Raw genomic sequence first — 16,998 nt, 5'->3', positions numbered from 1 at the left:
TATCTGTCCGAAATATAACAGCGCCCGTCCACGATTAATACAGCATATTCTTGTAATTGAATTTGAAGTTTTCTCGGATTATAAATCGCACTAAAAAGAGTAAGTCTATTTAATTTTTCTGTGGCAATATACCATGCTTTTATATTTTCAAAGTTCATTCAATCGGCAGAATCTTTTCCGAAGTGCGACAGATGATTAAACTATCATCAGTTGTACTGGGAGAGAAAGATGGGAAAATGTTATAAGCAGCTAACGGAGTTAGATAGACAATTTATTAGTTTAATGCTGGTCAAAGGTTATGCTAAATCAAAGATGGCAAAACTATTAAAGGTGCACCGCTCCACAATTTATCGAGAGATAAAGCGTAATAGGTTTGTTAGCTTATGGACTGATAATGAGCCTTATTATTTAGCCCAGACTGCCCATAAGCGTTATTTAAAACGTCGAAAACGACAAGTAAAACTAGTCTGTAATAAGCAACTTCGCGATTATGTTCATGATAAGCTCTCGAGTGGTTGGTCACCTTGGCAAATAGAAGGGCGTTTAAAGCGTGAAAACAACGTGGGAATGCGTATTTCTCATGAAACGATTTACCGTTATATTTATAGTGATTATGCAGTTCGTAATCGATTTTATTCATGTCTAAGGCGCAAGCATAAGCTACGTATTAAACGCCATTTACGTCAATCAAGATTTCCTAGTGAATTGCTTATTACTAATCGACCTCCAGGCATTAATGAACGTATTGAATTCGGTCACTGGGAAGGTGACCTCATGATGTTTAAGCGCGGTATTAAAAGTAACTTATTGACATTAAGGGAAAGAAAAACCCGCTATTTAATTGCCATCAAAAATGAAAATAAAACAGCCGCGGCTACCGCATTAGCGCTTATTGGGGTAGTGACCCCATTCGTGTCAAAATTTACGGTTTGGGGTCAAAAACATCTTCAATATTGTGCCCACTAGGGCCAATTATGAACGCAGCATAATAATTTCCTGCATACTGTGGTCTTGGTAGAGGTTTATCATTAGGGTTCTTCGTACCTTCTTGCGAAGAACCCCAGAGAAAAACTGGCCTTCAAGCCGTAAATTTTGACACGAATGTGGGTGATACCCCTTGCTGTACCGTGGAATTGATGTCAGTTATGAGACAATACGTCAATGGTGCATTAAATTTGGTTCTCATTTTAAGAATGTTATTATGAAGCGCGCGTCGAGAGCATCGGACAAATGGCACTTGGATGAGCAGCAACTACGCATACGTGGTGCGGCGTATTATTTATGGCGTGCTGTGGATGATGAGGGCTATGAACTGGATGTGTTTCTGCAAAAGCGGCGCAATAAAAAGGCGGCCATCCGCTTTTTGTCTCGTCTATTGGATGCCCATCCCATACCTCGGGTGATTGTAACAGACACGCTCAGGAGCTACACCAAGCCAATTCGCCAAATGTGCAAAGGAGTCGCGCATCGCTCGCATAAGGGGCTCAACAACCGGGTAGAAAATGCCCATCAACCCACGCGAAGAAAAGAAAAGTGCCTCATTCGTTTTAAATCACCCGCAGGGGCGCAGAGCGTTATCGCACTCATGGGGAGCATCAGAAATCTCTTTGCAGTCGCCGTGGGTCGATACACCAAAGCAGCCCAACAACGAAGAAGCCAATTTCAATCGGCAAAAGAAATTTGGAATGACGCTGCTATTGAGCTGCTTGGCGCCTAAAATTAGACATCCGCTATTTACTTGCTCTATAAAAAGTTAACCTGACGAAGAAGCCAATTTCAATCGGCAAAAGAAATTTGGAATGACGCTGCTATTGAGCTGCTTGGCGCCTAAAATTAGACATCCGCTATTTACTTGCTCTATAAAAAGTTAACCTGACGATGCCGACAAAATTAATTCCCTTTAGCCTCGAGTAGCTGAGTTATAAGTGTTAGCAACAACAATCAATCCTCAAGTGATTGTGGTGATTATACAATTTCTGAATAAATGACTCAGTTATTAACACTACCGCCTAATACAATACTGCCGGTATAACCTTGCTCTACAACTTCTGCTTTGGCTACACCTGCATCTAGCAAGCGAGTAATTTCCTCGATTTTTTCAGTTTTGGAAAAGCCTGTGCTAAAGCAACTAAAGCAAAAAAATATACAACTTAGAAAGTGATACTCTGTCCAACGATTTCTTAATGTTTCTCGATGCGCCTCTAAAGCTCTCCGTTGATTTTCAGATAAATCATAATGCTTATCTTCTTGATTACTTTCAGCAAAAAAGGATTGAGATCCTTTTGAAATCTTCTGGAGTTGCTGTTGCGAATTTGTATTAGTATTGGGATTAGAATCTTTTAATAGTTCTGGATTCTGAGCTTGTATATACTGAAGCGGTATTTCAATTAACTTTAGGTGTTGAGTTTTCCCGAATAAAGATTGAGGATTGCTCCATATTGTAATTTCCAAAATAACATAATTAGTTATCGTATGCATATCAGGCTCTCTAAGGAGTGCCTTCGTGTTTGCTATGCCAATATCAAGAGTATATTCATAACAATTATTTCCTAGTGTTGATTGAGTAATAGGAATTTCAGTCCACTGTGTTTTTTCAGATTCATACGCATATATCTTCTTCGGAGTATCTTCGATACGATAAAATTGTTTTAATTGTTCACAATAGAAATATCTCATTTTTCTTTTTCTCTAATCTATTAAATAATACAGATTGTACAATATTAGGATTATGTGGTCAAATTATATATTTTTTGGGCATCGTCAGGTTAACTTTTTATAGAGCAAGTAAATAGCGGATGTCTAATTTTAGGCGCCAAGCAGCTCAATAGCAGCGTCATTCCAAATTTCTTTTGCCGATTGAAATTGGCTTCTTCGTCAGGTTAACTTTTTATAGAGCAAGTAAATAGCGGATGTCTAATTTTAGGCGCCAAGCAGCTCAATAGCAGCGTCATTCCAAATTTCTTTTGCCGATTGAAATTGGCTTCTTCGTTGTTGGGCTGCTTTGGTGTATCGACCCACGGCGACTGCAAAGAGATTTCTGATGCTCCCCATGAGTGCGATAACGCTCTGCGCCCCTGCGGGTGATTTAAAACGAATGAGGCACTTTTCTTTTCTTCGCGTGGGTTGATGGGCATTTTCTACCCGGTTGTTGAGCCCCTTATGCGAGCGATGCGCGACTCCTTTGCACATTTGGCGAATTGGCTTGGTGTAGCTCCTGAGCTTGTCTGTTACAATCACCCGAGGTTTGGGATGGGCATCCAATAGACGAGACAAAAAGCGGATGGCCGCCTTTTTATTGCGCCGCTTTTGCAGAAACACATCCAGTTCATAGCCCTCATCATCCACAGCACGCCATAAATAATACGCCGCACCACGTATGCGTAGTTGCTGCTCATCCAAGTGCCATTTGTCCGATGCTCTCGACGCGCGCTTCATAATAACATTCTTAAAATGAGAACCAAATTTAATGCACCATTGACGTATTGTCTCATAACTGACATCAATTCCACGGTACAGCAAACGCTCCGATACATCTCGATAACTGTCATTAAAACGGTGGTAACTCCATACTGCGATGCTGATTAGCTCCAATGGATAACGATATCTTTTCGGTTTCCTTGCCAGCATCACGATCTTCCTGTAAATAAAATACAGTTTAGGTCAGAACTTAAATTGACGATGCCATTGCATGCATTCACAGATCTTTCTTTACTTATATTGTCTGACAATACAAAAACTCTCAGTAGCGATGATGATGAGACAGCGAGGAAAACATGCCTAAATGACGATAAAACTTATTTCAAATATAAAGATAATATTGTAAAAAGTATCAATCATAGTGCATCAAAAAATATTACGCCCTCATTAGCCCGCGCAGAATTAAAAAGACGTGAGTTGATGCTAAAAACCAATCCACCGATATATTTGCTTAGTTTAGAATATATAACTTTTGGCAGCTGGAGTTCAGCAATAAATTTTTGGATTTCTTGGTCTATATTCACGTTTTGTATATTAAGTATTCTCAAGCAATTTATACTCTATATAGTCTAATATTGACATATATCAATTAATGATATATTATTTTTTTATGAACTGGACAATAAAAATAACAAATAAAGCAGCCAAGCAAGTAGATAAGCTACCTAAATCTGCTAAGACTACGTTATTGCTTTTGCTTCGCGATATAGAGCGAAATGGGCCAAGTACAAGTGGAGGCTGGAAAAATTATGGAAAATTAAAAGGAATGGTAGGGGACAAACGTCATTGCCATTTAATGAAAGGAAAGCCCACCTACGTTTGTTGTTGGGAAGTGATAGATAAACAAGTAAAACTTATTGAGGTGTATTATGTCGGAACACATGAAAAAGCCCCATACTGAAAGTATTGCTATGGTTACTTGGCATGGAGCGCATTATGCATTGCCAGTAGGTATTATAGAAAAGTATAGGGTTAAAGAAGAAAGCAAAGCGCATTTATCTATTGATGACGTGTTTGGTGATCTGATTAGAGAACATGGTGAACCAGGCCTTTTGTTAAAGGGTTTGCGTCATCGAGAAGATTTAAGCCAACTTGAGTTAGCTAAAATTTTAAATATTTCTCAAACTAATTTATCTGCAATGGAGAATGGTAGACGGACTATTGGAAAGGAATTAGCAAAGCGTATAGCTGAAAAATTTAAAATTGATTATAGAAGTTTTTTGTAGATTAAAATGACAAAGAACTTTAAAAAGGATGATGGTTATTTAGAAGAGGATTTCCTTCATTTTGGATATGATCATATAGATACTGGTTTGTATTTATTAAAATCTGGTGAACCTAGTCAGTTTGACTCGGCAGGAACTTTGATTCATTTGGGATTTGAACAGATTTTAAAAGCATGGCTTTTACATTACTTTAAAGAGTTTCCAAATAAACATAGTCTTATTAATTTAGTTAACTTACTTCCGGAAATAAAATTAAATGAGCAATTTAAGTGTACATTAGAAAAGCTCGATGAGTATTTTTTACTACGATATCCAAGAAGAGTGGAAGGGCCTATCGAAATAGGGGACGATGATGTAGTAGGGCATCGTCAATTTAAGTTCTGACCTAAACTGTATTTTATTTACAGGAAGATCGTGATGCTGGCAAGGAAACCGAAAAGATATCGTTATCCATTGGAGCTAATCAGCATCGCAGTATGGAGTTACCACCGTTTTAATGACAGTTATCGAGATGTATCGGAGCGTTTGCTGTACCGTGGAATTGATGTCAGTTATGAGACAATACGTCAATGGTGCATTAAATTTGGTTCTCATTTTAAGAATGTTATTATGAAGCGCGCGTCGAGAGCATCGGACAAATGGCACTTGGATGAGCAGCAACTACGCATACGTGGTGCGGCGTATTATTTATGGCGTGCTGTGGATGATGAGGGCTATGAACTGGATGTGTTTCTGCAAAAGCGGCGCAATAAAAAGGCGGCCATCCGCTTTTTGTCTCGTCTATTGGATGCCCATCCCATACCTCGGGTGATTGTAACAGACACGCTCAGGAGCTACACCAAGCCAATTCGCCAAATGTGCAAAGGAGTCGCGCATCGCTCGCATAAGGGGCTCAACAACCGGGTAGAAAATGCCCATCAACCCACGCGAAGAAAAGAAAAGTGCCTCATTCGTTTTAAATCACCCGCAGGGGCGCAGAGCGTTATCGCACTCATGGGGAGCATCAGAAATCTCTTTGCAGTCGCCGTGGGTCGATACACCAAAGCAGCCCAACAACGAAGAAGCCAATTTCAATCGGCAAAAGAAATTTGGAATGACGCTGCTATTGAGCTGCTTGGCGCCTAAAATTAGACATCCGCTATTTACTTGCTCTATAAAAAGTTAACCTGACGATGCCCCATTAACGTATTGATTAAGATCAAAGCAATGTCTTCGGGCATGGCTTTGTCTTTAAAGTAATCAAGGAATTGAATAAGACCTAATAAATCCTGGGTTTCTTGCAGTGCTAAGGCTTTGGCGTGCAGTGCTTCCAGACTTAAAACGGTACTATCAGATTTTGACTCCATTATTACTTCCTATGTTTTGGCTTAAATGCTTCAAAAGAGCTAATAGACATTAAACCAAGGTGATTAATATTTATCCAATTACTTGTTTGGATATGTCATATTGAGGGACTTAATATGAGGTTGTGTTATTGCTTAAAAATTAAAAAGTAAAAATCCGCCTTTATGATATTTAGGGTCAGACCCCTATAGTGTGGGAAATGATTAAATCCTGTTAATGCCGCAAGTTAATTATCGGTGTTACTTAAGTATAGAAAAAAGTCTCTGAATGCCTATTTATTAGGGGTTTCGCTAAAAACAACTACACAATCGCTAGTAATTGCTCCCGTAGCATAAACAGAGCCCATCTTGTTGTGAGCAAGTGCCTTCTACAGTTTGCAAAATCGTATAACGGGTTAAATTACAGGAATGGGGTTGATACCCCTTTTAAATATTATTTGTTAATTCTTCGTTGAAACGATGCACCAAATCGAGATTCTGCATGAAAGCTGTACCTATAAGAACAGCATTAAATTGCGTGTATTTACTAACTCTGCTCAAATCATTCAATGATTTAACGCCCGAAGCATAAACAAGAACTTTATCTTTTAAATATTCAATACCTACACTTTCAAGTATTGATTCAGTTGCGCCATTATCAGTTTCCCATGTTGAGGGATTTACATTATGAATGGCTATGATTTGCGCTCCTATTTCTAAAGCAGTATAAAATTCTCGAATATCATGAACCTCAACAAATGGCTCCATTCTATAAGAGATAATATGATCTGATAGTTTTTTAAGTTGCTGCTTTGAAAGAAGATTGGCATTCAAAAGTATAGCATCGGCGCCATTATACCGCAGCCAATCAACCTGAACTTTATCTAATACAACCTCTTTAACCAAGATAGGTTTTGGGGAGTTATCTGCTACGAATTTTATATCTTCTATTTGGCCATTAAAAAATTGGCTTTCCACGACCACAGAAATAGCTGCAGCTGACTTATTGTAAGCGTCTATAATCTTAGGTAAATTCGGAGGCTCAAAAGCTTCCTTCATACCCGGACTGCCCCGTTTAATTTCAGCAATAATTTGTAAGCGCTCGCTAGTAAGGACAGCCGCTAACGATTTAGTGCTTACCTGAAGTCGCGCAAAACTCACCGAATTTTTTTTAAGAGCGGCAATCTCTGTCTTTTTCGCCGCAGCTATCTTTTGAAAAATACTCATAGTTGTCCGGCTTAATGGTTCTAAATTTTATAAAAGCTTGTGACGGCGCCTTATTTAACCTTAAATTCAAGAGGACATATTGCCCTGCCTTTTCCATCGACTCTTTTCTGCATTCGATGCAACTCAATTCCAGCAGTAGTTTCTTAATCTAAGACTAAATGTATATTTCGTGATATTTATAATACCACGGTAAGACTGCTCAATCATATTGCGCCTGTGCACCCTCCACGCTTAGTTTTATAACCATTTGTAATTTATTGAATTAGGGGTAGTGACCGGGTAGCCAGTCAGTTCTTTTTGCCAGCAAACTAAGGCTCATCATCTCACCAGTGAAAGCCATCAAATTCTTTTCTAAAATTCTCAGATGCAAGCCTTGGAAAATGATAAAGCAAATAAACAGAGAATTCTCTCCACCCTAGCTCTGAGATGAAGTGTTGGGCTGATGCTAAATCATAGTCGGGGTCTAATTTGGCTAATTCAACAGCCCTTAAAATCATCTATGGACTGATTTCACCAAAGGGCGCCGTCAATTTAACTTTTGATAACGCAAGAAAGATCGGTTAACAAATTTTAGGCGCAAAGGAGTTGATATGCGGCAAGTTGCCAAATATCTTTGGCCTTCTTAAATTGAATCCGTTGCACCGATGCTGAATTGGTATATCGTCCGACAGCAATAGCGAAGAGGCTTCTGGTAAATGCCATTTACTAGAGAGGCTTGGCTCGCGCTTCTTAATTACATCCCTAAAATGAGGGCCAAATTTAATACACCATTGACGTATCGTTTCATAGCTCACTTCTATACCTCGGTGCAGTAGTCGCTCTGATACATCTCGGTAACTGTCATTAAACCGATGATAACTCCATACTGCTATGCTAATCAGCTCTAATGGATAGCGATATCTTTTGGGCTTCGTCCCAAGTAAACTAAAGACAGTTTAGCCCATCGTTAAATTGACGCTGCCCTTCTGTGAGAGCAACTATGCTAGAATTTAAAGATGAATACACGGAGTAGGGGTCTTTATGCTTGTAGAAATTCTGTCTCGCATTCAATTTGGTTTTAGTATTGGTTTTCATATCTTGTTTCCCACATTAAATCTGGGTCTTGCAATTTTTCTAGTGATTATGGAAGCAATCTGGTTGAAAACAAAAAATCCAATTTATCTCGAAATTTGCAAGCTTTGGACTAAGATTTTCGCTTTGACTTTTGGAATGGGGGTCGTATCTGGAATTGTTTTAGCTTATCAAATTGGCACTAATTTTGGCCCCTTCATCATGCTGTTTGGAAACGTCTTAGGTGCGTTGTTTGCTTATGAAACCTTGACTGCCTTTTTTCTCGAGGCTGGATTTTTAGGAGTGATGCTCTTTGGTTGGAAAAGAGTGCCGCCAACACTTCATTTTATTGCCACGCTTCTGGTAACTATTGGAACAACAATATCTGCATTCTGGATTATGTCGGCGAATTCATGGATGCAAACTCCTAGCGGGTATCAATTGGTTGAGGGGAAATATATTGTTGATAGCTGGTGGGGCGTCGTATTTAATCCCAGTTTTATTCCGCGTTTTATTCACATGCTACTGGCCTCTTATGTGACCACATGTTTTGTCATTATGGCTGTTTCTGGGTATTATTTGTTAAAAGAAAAGTGTGATGCGATTGCCAAAAGATGTTTGACGTTTAGTTTATGGGCGGCACTGATTTTAGTTCCATTACAAATAGGTGTAGGCGATGTAGTTGGTATTAATGTGTATCATTACCAGCCTTTAAAAACAGCGGCAATGGAAGGAGCATGGCAGACACAAAAAGGAGCACCCTTGGTGTTATTTGCTATTCCATCACAAGAACAACAAAAAAACTTTTATGAAATCGCGGTGCCAAAACTTGCAAGCCTTATTAACACACATGATTGGAATGGCGAGCTTATAGGTTTGAGTTCAGTTCCTCCGGCTGAGCAACCGCGCATGCTCCCTGTATTTTTCTCATTCCGCATTATGGTAGGTATTGGAATTTTGATGTTATTTACTGCCATAGTAGGGGTTATACTGCATTTAAAAGGCACTCTTTTTAAACATCGCTGGTTTCATCGGTGGTGTCTTGCAATGGCTCCATTAGGATTTATTGCCAGTATTGCTGGATGGTTAACCGCTGAAATTGGCCGACAACCCTGGGTCGTTTATAATCTTTTAAAAACAAAGGATGCAGTATCCTCAATAGGTTATGAAGAGGTGATGATTTCCTTTACCTTGCTTATTCTTGCTTATGGGGTTGTTTTTGGTTTTTATCTCTATTATTTACTCAAGCTAATTGCCCATGGGCCAGAAACATTAACAGAAGAAGAAATAGAGCATCATGCATTTCAATACATGACTGACATTCCTGAGGAGAAAAAATAATGTTGCCACTTATTTTTGCCGTGCTTCTTGGGTTTATTATTATAATGTATGTCATTCTCGATGGTTTTGATTTAGGTATTGGTATTCTCTTTCCTTTTACTTCGAATGAAAAAGACCGTGATACGATGATGAATTCCATTGCCCCTGTTTGGGATGGTAATGAGACATGGCTCGTTTTTGGCGGAGCAATGCTTTATGGTGCATTTCCTAAAGTGTATGGTTTGCTATTACCTATTCTTTATATGCCAATCATGCTTATGCTGATTGCTTTAATATTTCGCGGCGTCAGTTTTGAGTTTCGTTTTAAAGCAAAGAGATCAAAAGCAATCTGGAATTGGACTTTTGCAATCAGCTCGGTTGCCGCAACATTCTTTCAGGGAGTTATTTTAGGGGCTTTTGTTCAGGGTTTTTCTATCAATGAATCTTCAATGACTATTAATAATCTTAACTGGCTAACTCCTTTTAGTCTGTGTACCGGGATTGCTTTGATCTGCGGGTATGCTCTTTTAGGTTCAACTTGGATGGTTATCAAAAGCACTGGAAGGTTGCAGCGTACAATGATTCATCATGCACGAGGATTGTTAGTATTAGTTGGTTTATTCTTGATTTTTGTTAGTATTTGGACCCCTTTACATAGTGATGAAATTTTTCATCGTTGGTATAGTGTTCCTAACGTGTTTTTATTGAGTCCGCTACCCGTGCTTTCCGCAGTTGCACTTTATCAAGTTTGGAAAAACTTAGATTCAACAAGTGAATACAAGCCATTCATCTACAGTATCGTTGTATTTTTTTGTGCTTATATAGGTATTGCGATCAGTGTTTATCCTTATTTAATTCCGCATCAGGTGACGGTTTGGGAAGCCGCGGCCCCTGACTCAACGCTTAAATTTATTTTAATTGGTGTCGTCATTATGCTTCCAATTCTTCTTGCGTACACACTCTATGCTTATTATCTCTTTCGAGGAAAATCGACAGGGCATTATCACTAGAAATTCTGCCAGTAGGCGTAATGTCACGCGATTCGTCGAATTGTATATTTTTGTTGTTAGTCATCCTAAAAAGTTCCTATAACAGCCTGTATCGGCACTTTTCCTCTGATGTCGGCAAAAGCGGCAATCTTTAGTCCCAGGCCGTATAGGATAGATTTGCTATTCTCAATAGTTTCTTTATGTCCATTCAAACCATCAATTACTTTTTTGTGGCCTCAGTGTTGGGCTTAGTTGATATAGCTCCCTGCTCTTAAGTTAGAAAGAATTTATAGAATGTTATTCTGATAGTGAGATGATCTAAGAAAGGGCACAGCAATATATTTTATCTTTATCTTTATCTTTATCTTTATCTTTATCTTTGTCTTTCCTACCTTCAGGCAGAGAAGGTGTAAAAAAAGCTGTATGAGTTAAAAATTTGCTTTGGCTATAATCATTTTTACGACATTCTAGCTCTATTTTCACTTCCTCTTTTTCCACACAAGAATAAAAAATTTTTTCAGCCTCAGACCCTAAAACTATTTTTAATGCGGTTAGAGCTTTATCTGGAGAAACACGAAAACTACCAGATTTGGGTGCGATTAGTAGAGGCATTCCTTCTTCAAAATAAAGCTCACCTCCAATAGTCCCCTCTTTCCAATCTCCCGCCAAAAAATCATGCCCCGAAACATCAGCATTTTCCCTCATTAAAAATAGCCCATATGTTTCTTGAAATTTTAAAAGAACAAAAATATAGCTAGCAGTGAAAATTGAAGAAAATGGTTTATGGGCGAGAGGTTTTAGTTGCTCATCAAAACAGAGTTCTATTTCTGAAATTGGGCAGTCCAAAAATAAAAACTTCCCTTTACACTGATAGAAACGATCCTCTTTTTTAAACAGGAACACGGCTAATTTTAAATTTGCCTCAACCGATAAATTAGGTGGAAGTGAGCCAATTAATTCATAACCTTTAGAAGCAAGAACCATAATTTTATTTTGAGCACTACTTCTACTATAGGTAGAAACTCTTTTAATAGTGGGCAACATTAATTAATTCCTTTAATTAAAGTCCCAAAAGGGAATTAAGGACTCTACACCATTAGAGGTGCTCTGCGGGTAAGTATAGCTTCCCCCTCAGATGATTTAAAGCCAAGCGTATATTTAGTGATATTTTTAATACCACGGTGTTACTTAATCCTATTGTTCATATATTTTGTTCGCCTGACTTCAATGAGTCAAAGCCACAATCCATGAATAAGTAGCAAGCTATTAATACACTCTAAGGCTGCTGTATTGGAGCCCGATTTATCAATATTGACCTTTTTGACGAAGGCCACAGTTTTTTTTGGCGTTGTTGCATAAATCAAAGTTAGACTAAATTCAATTCCATTCAATTAGCCCATTGTTATTTCACTTTTACAGAAGTTGGCATGCCGAGAGAAGTCATACGGTTTAAAACACGCGTAGCAATCCCGCCTTCTGTTTTTTGCTGCGGTAGTACTCTTGCTTTCATGTCCGTGCCAATGATTTTTTTGTAACGTAAAATGGCTAGCTCTACATGGCTTCGAAGACCATAATTGTTTTGTTTTTGCCATGCCATACGCCCGGCCACCTGCAAACGACGAATATGCTCATCGCACTGAGTGTTCTCTTCCTGACTAATCACAGCAATTGATGGAGGAGGAATGACGATCTTTGCGTCAGGCGGCTTCTTCAAGATGACCTCATTAAGCTCAAAGCTGTCATAAGCGCCATCTCCCATAACCACCTTGAACTCATGCTCAACCTGGGCGAGCAAATCATAAGCACCTGTCGTATCACCTGTCGTATCACCTGTTGAGTTGGGTGTGATGTCCCAGGCAATAATTTGATGTTTTTCATCAACGGCTATATGGAGTTTGCGCCATGTCCTTCTTGCTTTGGCCGCATGCTTCTCCTGGTGCCATTCGGATTTTCCGTAAACCTTAAGTCCTGTAGAATAAACAATGACATGGCTTCCCGGGGTTAAGGCTTGGGCAAGATTGCTCAATTCCAGGTTGATACTACGTTTCGAAAGCGCGGAGAAAACGCGGTGATATTACGATATGGTTTACAGACGACGCGATTAAAGTATGGAGGCCAGAGAAAACTGGTGGTCGAGGTCGGCCAAAAGAATACTCGGGATTGGCCATAGAGACCTGTTTATTTTTGCCGCTGGTTTTTTCCTTGCCCTTGCGGCAGACAGAGGGATTTGCCAAATCATCTCGTTGTTGATTTAATAATAGAGTTAGGGGGTAGGGCATATTCAGATGCTACAGCTGAATTACATGCTAAATTAAACAAAAATCATGATAATTCAAAACGTTATACAGAAAAGCCTCATTCTTCTTTTGCATGCTATCTACCAGCGAGAAATTCTTTTTTTGCAGCAAATAATAGTGTAGAAAAAGAAGTTGAGGATGAAAAAGCCAAAGTAAAAACTAGTCCTATTGTTCAGTCTACAATTCATAGCAAGTCCATAGAAGCTATTGATCGAGGCGTAATTAATACCTATACCAAAGCAATTATAAGTGCAGCGTCCGATAAGGTTTATGAAGTTTATATCAGTAATTTGATGCGCAAGGATAATAAAGAGCAATTAATTAATTCGATCCTCAAGGCTTTTGAAGATATAAGGGCAAAGAATGGCGTAAAAAATGAAGATCTATATCAAAAATGGATCGCCGGTCTCATTGCAATGAAAGACTCCGCAGCATAGTGTTAGCGATTACTCAGTTATTACTAATTAACCTGAAAGCCTCGTTACTATTAAATTTTGATTTAATAGTACTTCCAAACAACCTTCCTCAAGCGATTTTGGATGGTTTGAAAACACCTAAAACCCTGGATAAAGTGCTTGATGCGAAATATGACGAATATTCTAATTTTTATGTTCAGAAGACACATTAGACGGACGTAAAGTTGAAAATGAGTAGAATGGACTTTTTTTACTCAAGCGCAAAAAGGCAGATTGAATCGGGCAATAAATTAGACGGCGAAACCTCTGAGACTTTTGAGCACAAAGTTCCTAGGAAGCTATAAGTGAGAGATGAGGAAGCTGCATTTTGTTGGCAGATTCCTCCTTAATGTTAGGGTGTTAGGTTAATAGTTTACATATTAACTTTAACGTTATTATCTAAAGGGTTAACAACACCATCATTCTCAACGGCTCCTGCATTATCAGCGTCTATATCCTTTGCGAGCTCGCTAGATAATTGAGAAGGTTCCTGTGACCAGATACTAAACTTGACGCTTTTCTCCATAATTTTTGGCGGAGTTAAAACCTTGGTATGGGTTTCTGCAAGGATAGCTCGATATGCAGTTAAATCGGGTGTAGCAGTCGTTATGTTGTTTAAGGCAGCTTTTAATGCGCCATAACTCTCATCGACCATTGCTCTAAGTTGCTCAGTCTTCAGCGGTTGAGGATTATTATTTTGCTGATGATAGGCTCTAAAGTCGGCAATTATTGCTTTCTTAAGTAAATACTCAGCAAAATCATGTGCTCCAGTGCTTTGGTCATAAGCATGCAGTGCTTGATAACTGCTGTAGGCTTTTACTGAACAAAGTTCATTAACATCTCTAGCACCTTCTTTGCCAATAAAATGAGTTAAATTTGTGGAAATCTTATTAGGTTCTTTTGATACTTCTTTAAGTACTTTAAAGATAGGATTTTTTTCTATATCACTTACTGAACCATTATGCATACCGACATGTTTTCCCTGACCATATTCTCTATAAGCAGGGAGGCTTGCATTACTCGCACCGGTCATCAATGGTTTAACGGTGCCATTAATTTCCATGGAAACTGTATTAAAATAGCCATTTATATAATTATAGCCATTAGCCGCGGCATTATTACCTCCTTTATTAATGACAACCTGGGATATCTCACGGCCATTGCTATTTACAAGTTTTGCTGCCTGAGGATAGCTAGCGCTTATCTCTGCTCTGACAGCATCCCGTAAGGATAGATTCGCAGCATAACCTTTAATTTGTCCTGCGAAAGTTCCATTTTCTTTAAGGCGGGCTGTAACTCGTTGGACGTCAGCCTGGGGTACTAAAATAATAGCTTGATCACTGAGACGATGGGGACCCATGATCGTGGTGTCATAGGGTGCAATTCCTTCAACATTATTAAAACTACTTAGAGGTTCTAACACTGCAACCGGGGCATCTTCCCAGGAGCCGCCAATATTTGCTTGGCAAAGCGTATTCCATGTCCAATGAGTATGAGGTCTGTCAACAAAATCATCAGAATAGAGATTATTGACAAAATCCAGATGACCACCAATGGTACCATCCTTAGATATCAGGCCATCTTTTTCTGCTAATGCGTTAACAACAGAGTTTTTCGGGGTTTCAAAATCGAGAATATCAAACTGATTGGTGTCCATAAGATAATTGAAAATCGAATCAGGTGCCCATGATTGAACCAAAACAACACGCTCAACAAAGTCATTTTTCAGCGCCTGTTTAAAAATGGGTGCCGTATTAACACCTGCTAATGCATCCGGTACACTCCCTTGATCATCAACAATATATAAATTAGGCTTCTCAGCAAACTCAAGTTCACCTGAGAGTAATATTGTTGTTAATTCCAGCTGATCATCTTTAGCCAGCCTATGTAAAACAGTCTCTCCGTTCTCTACTTGATTGGGATTAATACTCTTTGAATAGACTGCAAGGAAGGCAAGAAGCATATCAAGGTCATCATATTTTGAAATAAGAAGATGCAATAAACCACCTTCAATCGTATCCAATTCTTGCACCACACTCTCAGGATCTTCAGCAGAACTGATTAACTCAAGCATTTTACTGATTGAAATTCTCTCTTCTGTAGCGAGATCCGTGGCAATCGTTGCTAATATTTCGTCGTTATTTATCATATCAATCTCACATTTGTTTAATTAATAATCATTATAAGAAATATTTATTAACAATATATGAACAAAATGCTCTAATCGTTATATTTGTGGGCATTTTAGTTAACTTGACGGTGCCCTAGTGGGTTATGCGCGAGTTTCAAAAACAGATGGATCCTAATCTCTGGATTTGCAAATAGATGCGCTTGTTCAGGCAGGCGTTTTAAAGGACGATATTTATCAGGATCAGGCTTCTGGCAAAGAGAGGGTCGGCCGGGATTCTAGCGGAAAGGGTTTTAACGCATATCCAGCCCAAACTGGCAATGAACATACTATGAAGATAGAGCGGTTCTGTCGAAAATAGACAATCCAAATTATACTGCCGCTCCAAAGCAACTGAGTGGTTGAATAATGCTCATATTTAAAGGACGTCACTTTCCCAATGATCTCATATTGATGGCGGTGAGATGGAAGCTTGCTTATCCACTGAGCTACCGAAATATTGAAGAATTAATGGAGGAGTGAGGTGCTGATGTAGATCACTCGACAGTTCAAAAATGGGTTATTCATTATGCACCGCAATTAGAGGAGTCATTCAGAAAAAGAAAGAAAGCCGTTGGCGGCAGCTGGAGAATGGATGAAACGTACATCAAAGTTAATGGAAAATGGGTTTACCTTTATCGTGTGGTAGATAAAGAAGTAAACACTATTGATTTTATGCTTTCAGAAACCCGGGATCGTCCTGCTGTATTGAAGTTTTTCAAAAAGGCAATTGGCTCTAGTGGGTTGCCGCTAAAGGTTAATATTGATAAATCGGGCTCCAATACAGCAGCACTGGAACGTATTAACAATCTGCTGTTTATCTATGGATTGTGGCATTTGCTCATTGAAGTAAGGCGAATAAAATATATGAATAATATGGTGGAGCAAGACCACCGTGGTATTAAAAATATCACCAAATTTACCCTTGGTTTTAAATCATTTGAATCGGCCGAAGCAACAATTGCGGGAATTGAGCTGCATCGAATGCTTAAAAAAGGACAGATGAACAATACGGGAGACTCCTCTGTTTGGAAACAGTTTTACGATATGTCTAGCCTCAATTATCCAAAAAATTTTCGATAGAGCCGAATAATGCGCTGTTGAAGTACCTGTCGCCGCACGGCAGGAAGCCCATCAACCTGATCGGCGATTACCTCTAGCGCAGCAGCTCCAATATCGGTGCTGGCAAGTTTAGACCGCTACAACCGGTTTAGCCTGCGATTTGTTCCGTTTTCTGAATCGACTCCTATATGTTTTAAAGATCATATTGTGGTAAAGTTCACCATTTTTCTTTCTTATTGCTTAGCTAAGAATTTTATGAAATTTACCAGTTTGAACTTAAAGCAGTTGAAAATAGGCTTATATTTCAAAACTATTACGTTTGGTTTAAAACTAACTATTGGACTATAAACAATAAATAATTTTCAACCAAATCAAGATGAGCTTAATCAAATCAACCGAAGTATTT

General features: G+C 38.9%; 17 protein-coding genes and 4 pseudogenes. 11 read left to right on the top strand and 10 right to left on the bottom strand.

Annotation, left to right across the window (positions count from 1 at the left end; all coding sequences use genetic code 11):
* Positions 1–228: 228 nt before the first annotated feature.
* Both BN1094_RS07715 and BN1094_RS07710 read left to right on the top strand, forming a co-directional pair.
* On the top strand, positions 229–966 hold the full coding sequence (locus tag BN1094_RS07715) for an IS30 family transposase (protein ID WP_052403199.1): 738 nt from the start codon (positions 229–231) through the stop codon (positions 964–966).
* A 151-nt stretch (positions 967–1,117) separates the two neighbouring features.
* Positions 1,118–1,717, top strand: a complete 600-nt coding sequence (locus BN1094_RS07710) for an IS6 family transposase (RefSeq protein WP_081935093.1) — start codon at positions 1,118–1,120, stop codon at positions 1,715–1,717.
* A gap of 272 nt (positions 1,718–1,989) precedes the next feature.
* Here BN1094_RS07710 and BN1094_RS07705 read toward each other — a convergent pair whose 3' ends face one another.
* Positions 1,990–2,676 carry a hypothetical protein gene (locus BN1094_RS07705; protein WP_043873872.1) on the bottom strand — a complete coding sequence of 229 codons (687 nt, stop codon included), beginning with the start codon at positions 2,674–2,676 and terminating at the stop codon, positions 1,990–1,992.
* A 243-nt stretch (positions 2,677–2,919) separates the two neighbouring features.
* Complete coding sequence (locus BN1094_RS07700; RefSeq protein WP_043873871.1) at positions 2,920–3,627, bottom strand: IS6 family transposase; 708 nt, start codon at positions 3,625–3,627, stop codon at positions 2,920–2,922.
* Between the two features lie 460 nt (positions 3,628–4,087).
* Here BN1094_RS07700 and BN1094_RS07695 point away from each other — a divergent pair, with 460 nt between their 5' ends.
* Genes BN1094_RS07695 through BN1094_RS07680 form a run of 4 tightly spaced genes read left to right on the top strand, consistent with a single transcriptional unit; the run spans position 4,088 to position 5,828 of the window.
* A complete protein-coding gene (locus tag BN1094_RS07695) occupies positions 4,088–4,378 on the top strand; it encodes a type II toxin-antitoxin system RelE family toxin (protein ID WP_043873870.1) in 291 nt (96 codons plus the stop codon).
* A complete protein-coding gene (locus BN1094_RS18815) occupies positions 4,359–4,703 on the top strand; it encodes a helix-turn-helix transcriptional regulator (RefSeq protein WP_052403198.1) in 345 nt (114 codons plus the stop codon). The genes BN1094_RS07695 and BN1094_RS18815 overlap by 20 nt, the downstream gene beginning before the upstream one ends.
* Before the next feature lie 6 nt (positions 4,704–4,709).
* Positions 4,710–5,087: a HEPN domain-containing protein gene (locus BN1094_RS07685; RefSeq protein WP_043873869.1), complete on the top strand. Its 378-nt coding sequence runs from the start codon at positions 4,710–4,712 to the stop codon at positions 5,085–5,087.
* Between the two features lie 33 nt (positions 5,088–5,120).
* On the top strand, positions 5,121–5,828 hold the full coding sequence (locus BN1094_RS07680) for an IS6 family transposase (RefSeq protein WP_043873868.1): 708 nt from the start codon (positions 5,121–5,123) through the stop codon (positions 5,826–5,828).
* Between the two features lie 26 nt (positions 5,829–5,854).
* Here BN1094_RS07680 and BN1094_RS07675 read toward each other — a convergent pair whose 3' ends face one another.
* The 4 genes and pseudogenes from BN1094_RS07675 to BN1094_RS20110 all read right to left on the bottom strand — a co-directional run.
* Positions 5,855–6,049 (bottom strand): hypothetical protein, encoded by a 195-nt coding sequence (locus BN1094_RS07675; protein WP_043873867.1) that lies wholly within the window; start codon positions 6,047–6,049, stop codon positions 5,855–5,857.
* 423 nt (positions 6,050–6,472) lie between these two features.
* Positions 6,473–7,252, bottom strand: a complete 780-nt coding sequence (locus tag BN1094_RS07670; protein WP_043873866.1) for an indole-3-glycerol phosphate synthase TrpC — start codon at positions 7,250–7,252, stop codon at positions 6,473–6,475.
* A 326-nt stretch (positions 7,253–7,578) separates the two neighbouring features.
* A pseudogene (locus BN1094_RS19520) lies at positions 7,579–7,773 on the bottom strand (deoxyribodipyrimidine photo-lyase); the annotation flags it as partial.
* 165 nt (positions 7,774–7,938) lie between these two features.
* A pseudogene (locus tag BN1094_RS20110) lies at positions 7,939–8,133 on the bottom strand (IS6 family transposase); the annotation flags it as partial.
* Positions 8,134–8,272: 139 nt separating this feature from the next.
* Here BN1094_RS20110 and BN1094_RS07665 point away from each other — a divergent pair.
* Positions 8,273–9,643, top strand: coding sequence for a cytochrome ubiquinol oxidase subunit I (locus tag BN1094_RS07665; protein WP_043873865.1), 1,371 nt, complete (start codon positions 8,273–8,275; stop codon positions 9,641–9,643).
* Positions 9,643–10,632, top strand: a complete 990-nt coding sequence (gene cydB / locus BN1094_RS07660; protein ID WP_043873864.1) for a cytochrome d ubiquinol oxidase subunit II — start codon at positions 9,643–9,645, stop codon at positions 10,630–10,632. The genes BN1094_RS07665 and cydB overlap by 1 nt, the downstream gene beginning before the upstream one ends.
* A 297-nt stretch (positions 10,633–10,929) precedes the next feature.
* Here the strand turns inward: cydB and BN1094_RS07655 are convergent, their stop codons facing one another.
* From BN1094_RS07655 to BN1094_RS19270, 3 genes and pseudogenes are all read right to left on the bottom strand, one after another.
* Positions 10,930–11,655, bottom strand: coding sequence for a hypothetical protein (locus BN1094_RS07655; protein ID WP_043873863.1), 726 nt, complete (start codon positions 11,653–11,655; stop codon positions 10,930–10,932).
* A gap of 188 nt (positions 11,656–11,843) precedes the next feature.
* Positions 11,844–12,002, bottom strand: coding sequence for a hypothetical protein (locus BN1094_RS19800; protein WP_176695276.1), 159 nt, complete (start codon positions 12,000–12,002; stop codon positions 11,844–11,846).
* An 11-nt stretch (positions 12,003–12,013) separates the two neighbouring features.
* Positions 12,014–12,661 (bottom strand): annotated as a pseudogene (locus BN1094_RS19270) (IS5 family transposase); the annotation flags it as partial.
* A gap of 23 nt (positions 12,662–12,684) precedes the next feature.
* Here BN1094_RS19270 and BN1094_RS20300 point away from each other — a divergent pair.
* Together BN1094_RS20300 and BN1094_RS07645 are read left to right on the top strand one after the other, a co-directional pair.
* On the top strand, positions 12,685–12,861 hold the full coding sequence (locus tag BN1094_RS20300; RefSeq protein WP_081935089.1) for a transposase: 177 nt from the start codon (positions 12,685–12,687) through the stop codon (positions 12,859–12,861).
* Positions 12,839–13,345 carry a hypothetical protein gene (locus BN1094_RS07645; protein WP_043873862.1) on the top strand — a complete coding sequence of 169 codons (507 nt, stop codon included), beginning with the start codon at positions 12,839–12,841 and terminating at the stop codon, positions 13,343–13,345. Before BN1094_RS20300 ends, BN1094_RS07645 begins: the two co-directional genes overlap by 23 nt.
* Before the next feature lie 391 nt (positions 13,346–13,736).
* Here BN1094_RS07645 and BN1094_RS07635 read toward each other — a convergent pair whose 3' ends face one another.
* Positions 13,737–15,512, bottom strand: coding sequence for a hypothetical protein (locus tag BN1094_RS07635; RefSeq protein ID WP_043873860.1), 1,776 nt, complete (start codon positions 15,510–15,512; stop codon positions 13,737–13,739).
* Between the two features lie 384 nt (positions 15,513–15,896).
* Here BN1094_RS07635 and BN1094_RS07630 point away from each other — a divergent pair.
* Positions 15,897–16,613 (top strand): annotated as a pseudogene (locus BN1094_RS07630) (IS6 family transposase).
* The last annotated feature ends 385 nt before the right edge of the window (positions 16,614–16,998 follow it).

Source organism: Legionella massiliensis (assembly GCF_000756815.1).
Lineage (GTDB): Bacteria > Pseudomonadota > Gammaproteobacteria > Legionellales > Legionellaceae > Tatlockia > Tatlockia massiliensis.
This window is presented reverse-complemented; position numbering and strand designations above follow the sequence as displayed.

What these genes read in the sequence shown, in the direction of transcription:
- BN1094_RS07715 (WP_052403199.1), top strand. Translation starts at nt 229, where the DNA reads ATGGGAAAATGTTATAAGCAGCTAACGGAGTTAGATAGACAATTTATT.
- BN1094_RS07705 (WP_043873872.1), bottom strand. Translation starts at nt 2,676, where the DNA reads ATGAGATATTTCTATTGTGAACAATTAAAACAATTTTATCGTATCGAA.
- BN1094_RS07700 (WP_043873871.1), bottom strand. Translation starts at nt 3,627, where the DNA reads ATGCTGGCAAGGAAACCGAAAAGATATCGTTATCCATTGGAGCTAATC.
- BN1094_RS07695 (WP_043873870.1), top strand. Translation starts at nt 4,088, where the DNA reads ATGAACTGGACAATAAAAATAACAAATAAAGCAGCCAAGCAAGTAGAT.
- BN1094_RS18815 (WP_052403198.1), top strand. Translation starts at nt 4,359, where the DNA reads ATGAAAAAGCCCCATACTGAAAGTATTGCTATGGTTACTTGGCATGGA.
- BN1094_RS07685 (WP_043873869.1), top strand. Translation starts at nt 4,710, where the DNA reads ATGACAAAGAACTTTAAAAAGGATGATGGTTATTTAGAAGAGGATTTC.
- BN1094_RS07680 (WP_043873868.1), top strand. Translation starts at nt 5,121, where the DNA reads ATGCTGGCAAGGAAACCGAAAAGATATCGTTATCCATTGGAGCTAATC.
- BN1094_RS07675 (WP_043873867.1), bottom strand. Translation starts at nt 6,049, where the DNA reads ATGGAGTCAAAATCTGATAGTACCGTTTTAAGTCTGGAAGCACTGCAC.
- BN1094_RS07670 (WP_043873866.1), bottom strand. Translation starts at nt 7,252, where the DNA reads ATGAGTATTTTTCAAAAGATAGCTGCGGCGAAAAAGACAGAGATTGCC.
- BN1094_RS07665 (WP_043873865.1), top strand. Translation starts at nt 8,273, where the DNA reads ATGCTTGTAGAAATTCTGTCTCGCATTCAATTTGGTTTTAGTATTGGT.
- cydB (WP_043873864.1), top strand. Translation starts at nt 9,643, where the DNA reads ATGTTGCCACTTATTTTTGCCGTGCTTCTTGGGTTTATTATTATAATG.
- BN1094_RS07655 (WP_043873863.1), bottom strand. Translation starts at nt 11,655, where the DNA reads ATGTTGCCCACTATTAAAAGAGTTTCTACCTATAGTAGAAGTAGTGCT.
- BN1094_RS07635 (WP_043873860.1), bottom strand. Translation starts at nt 15,512, where the DNA reads ATGATAAATAACGACGAAATATTAGCAACGATTGCCACGGATCTCGCT.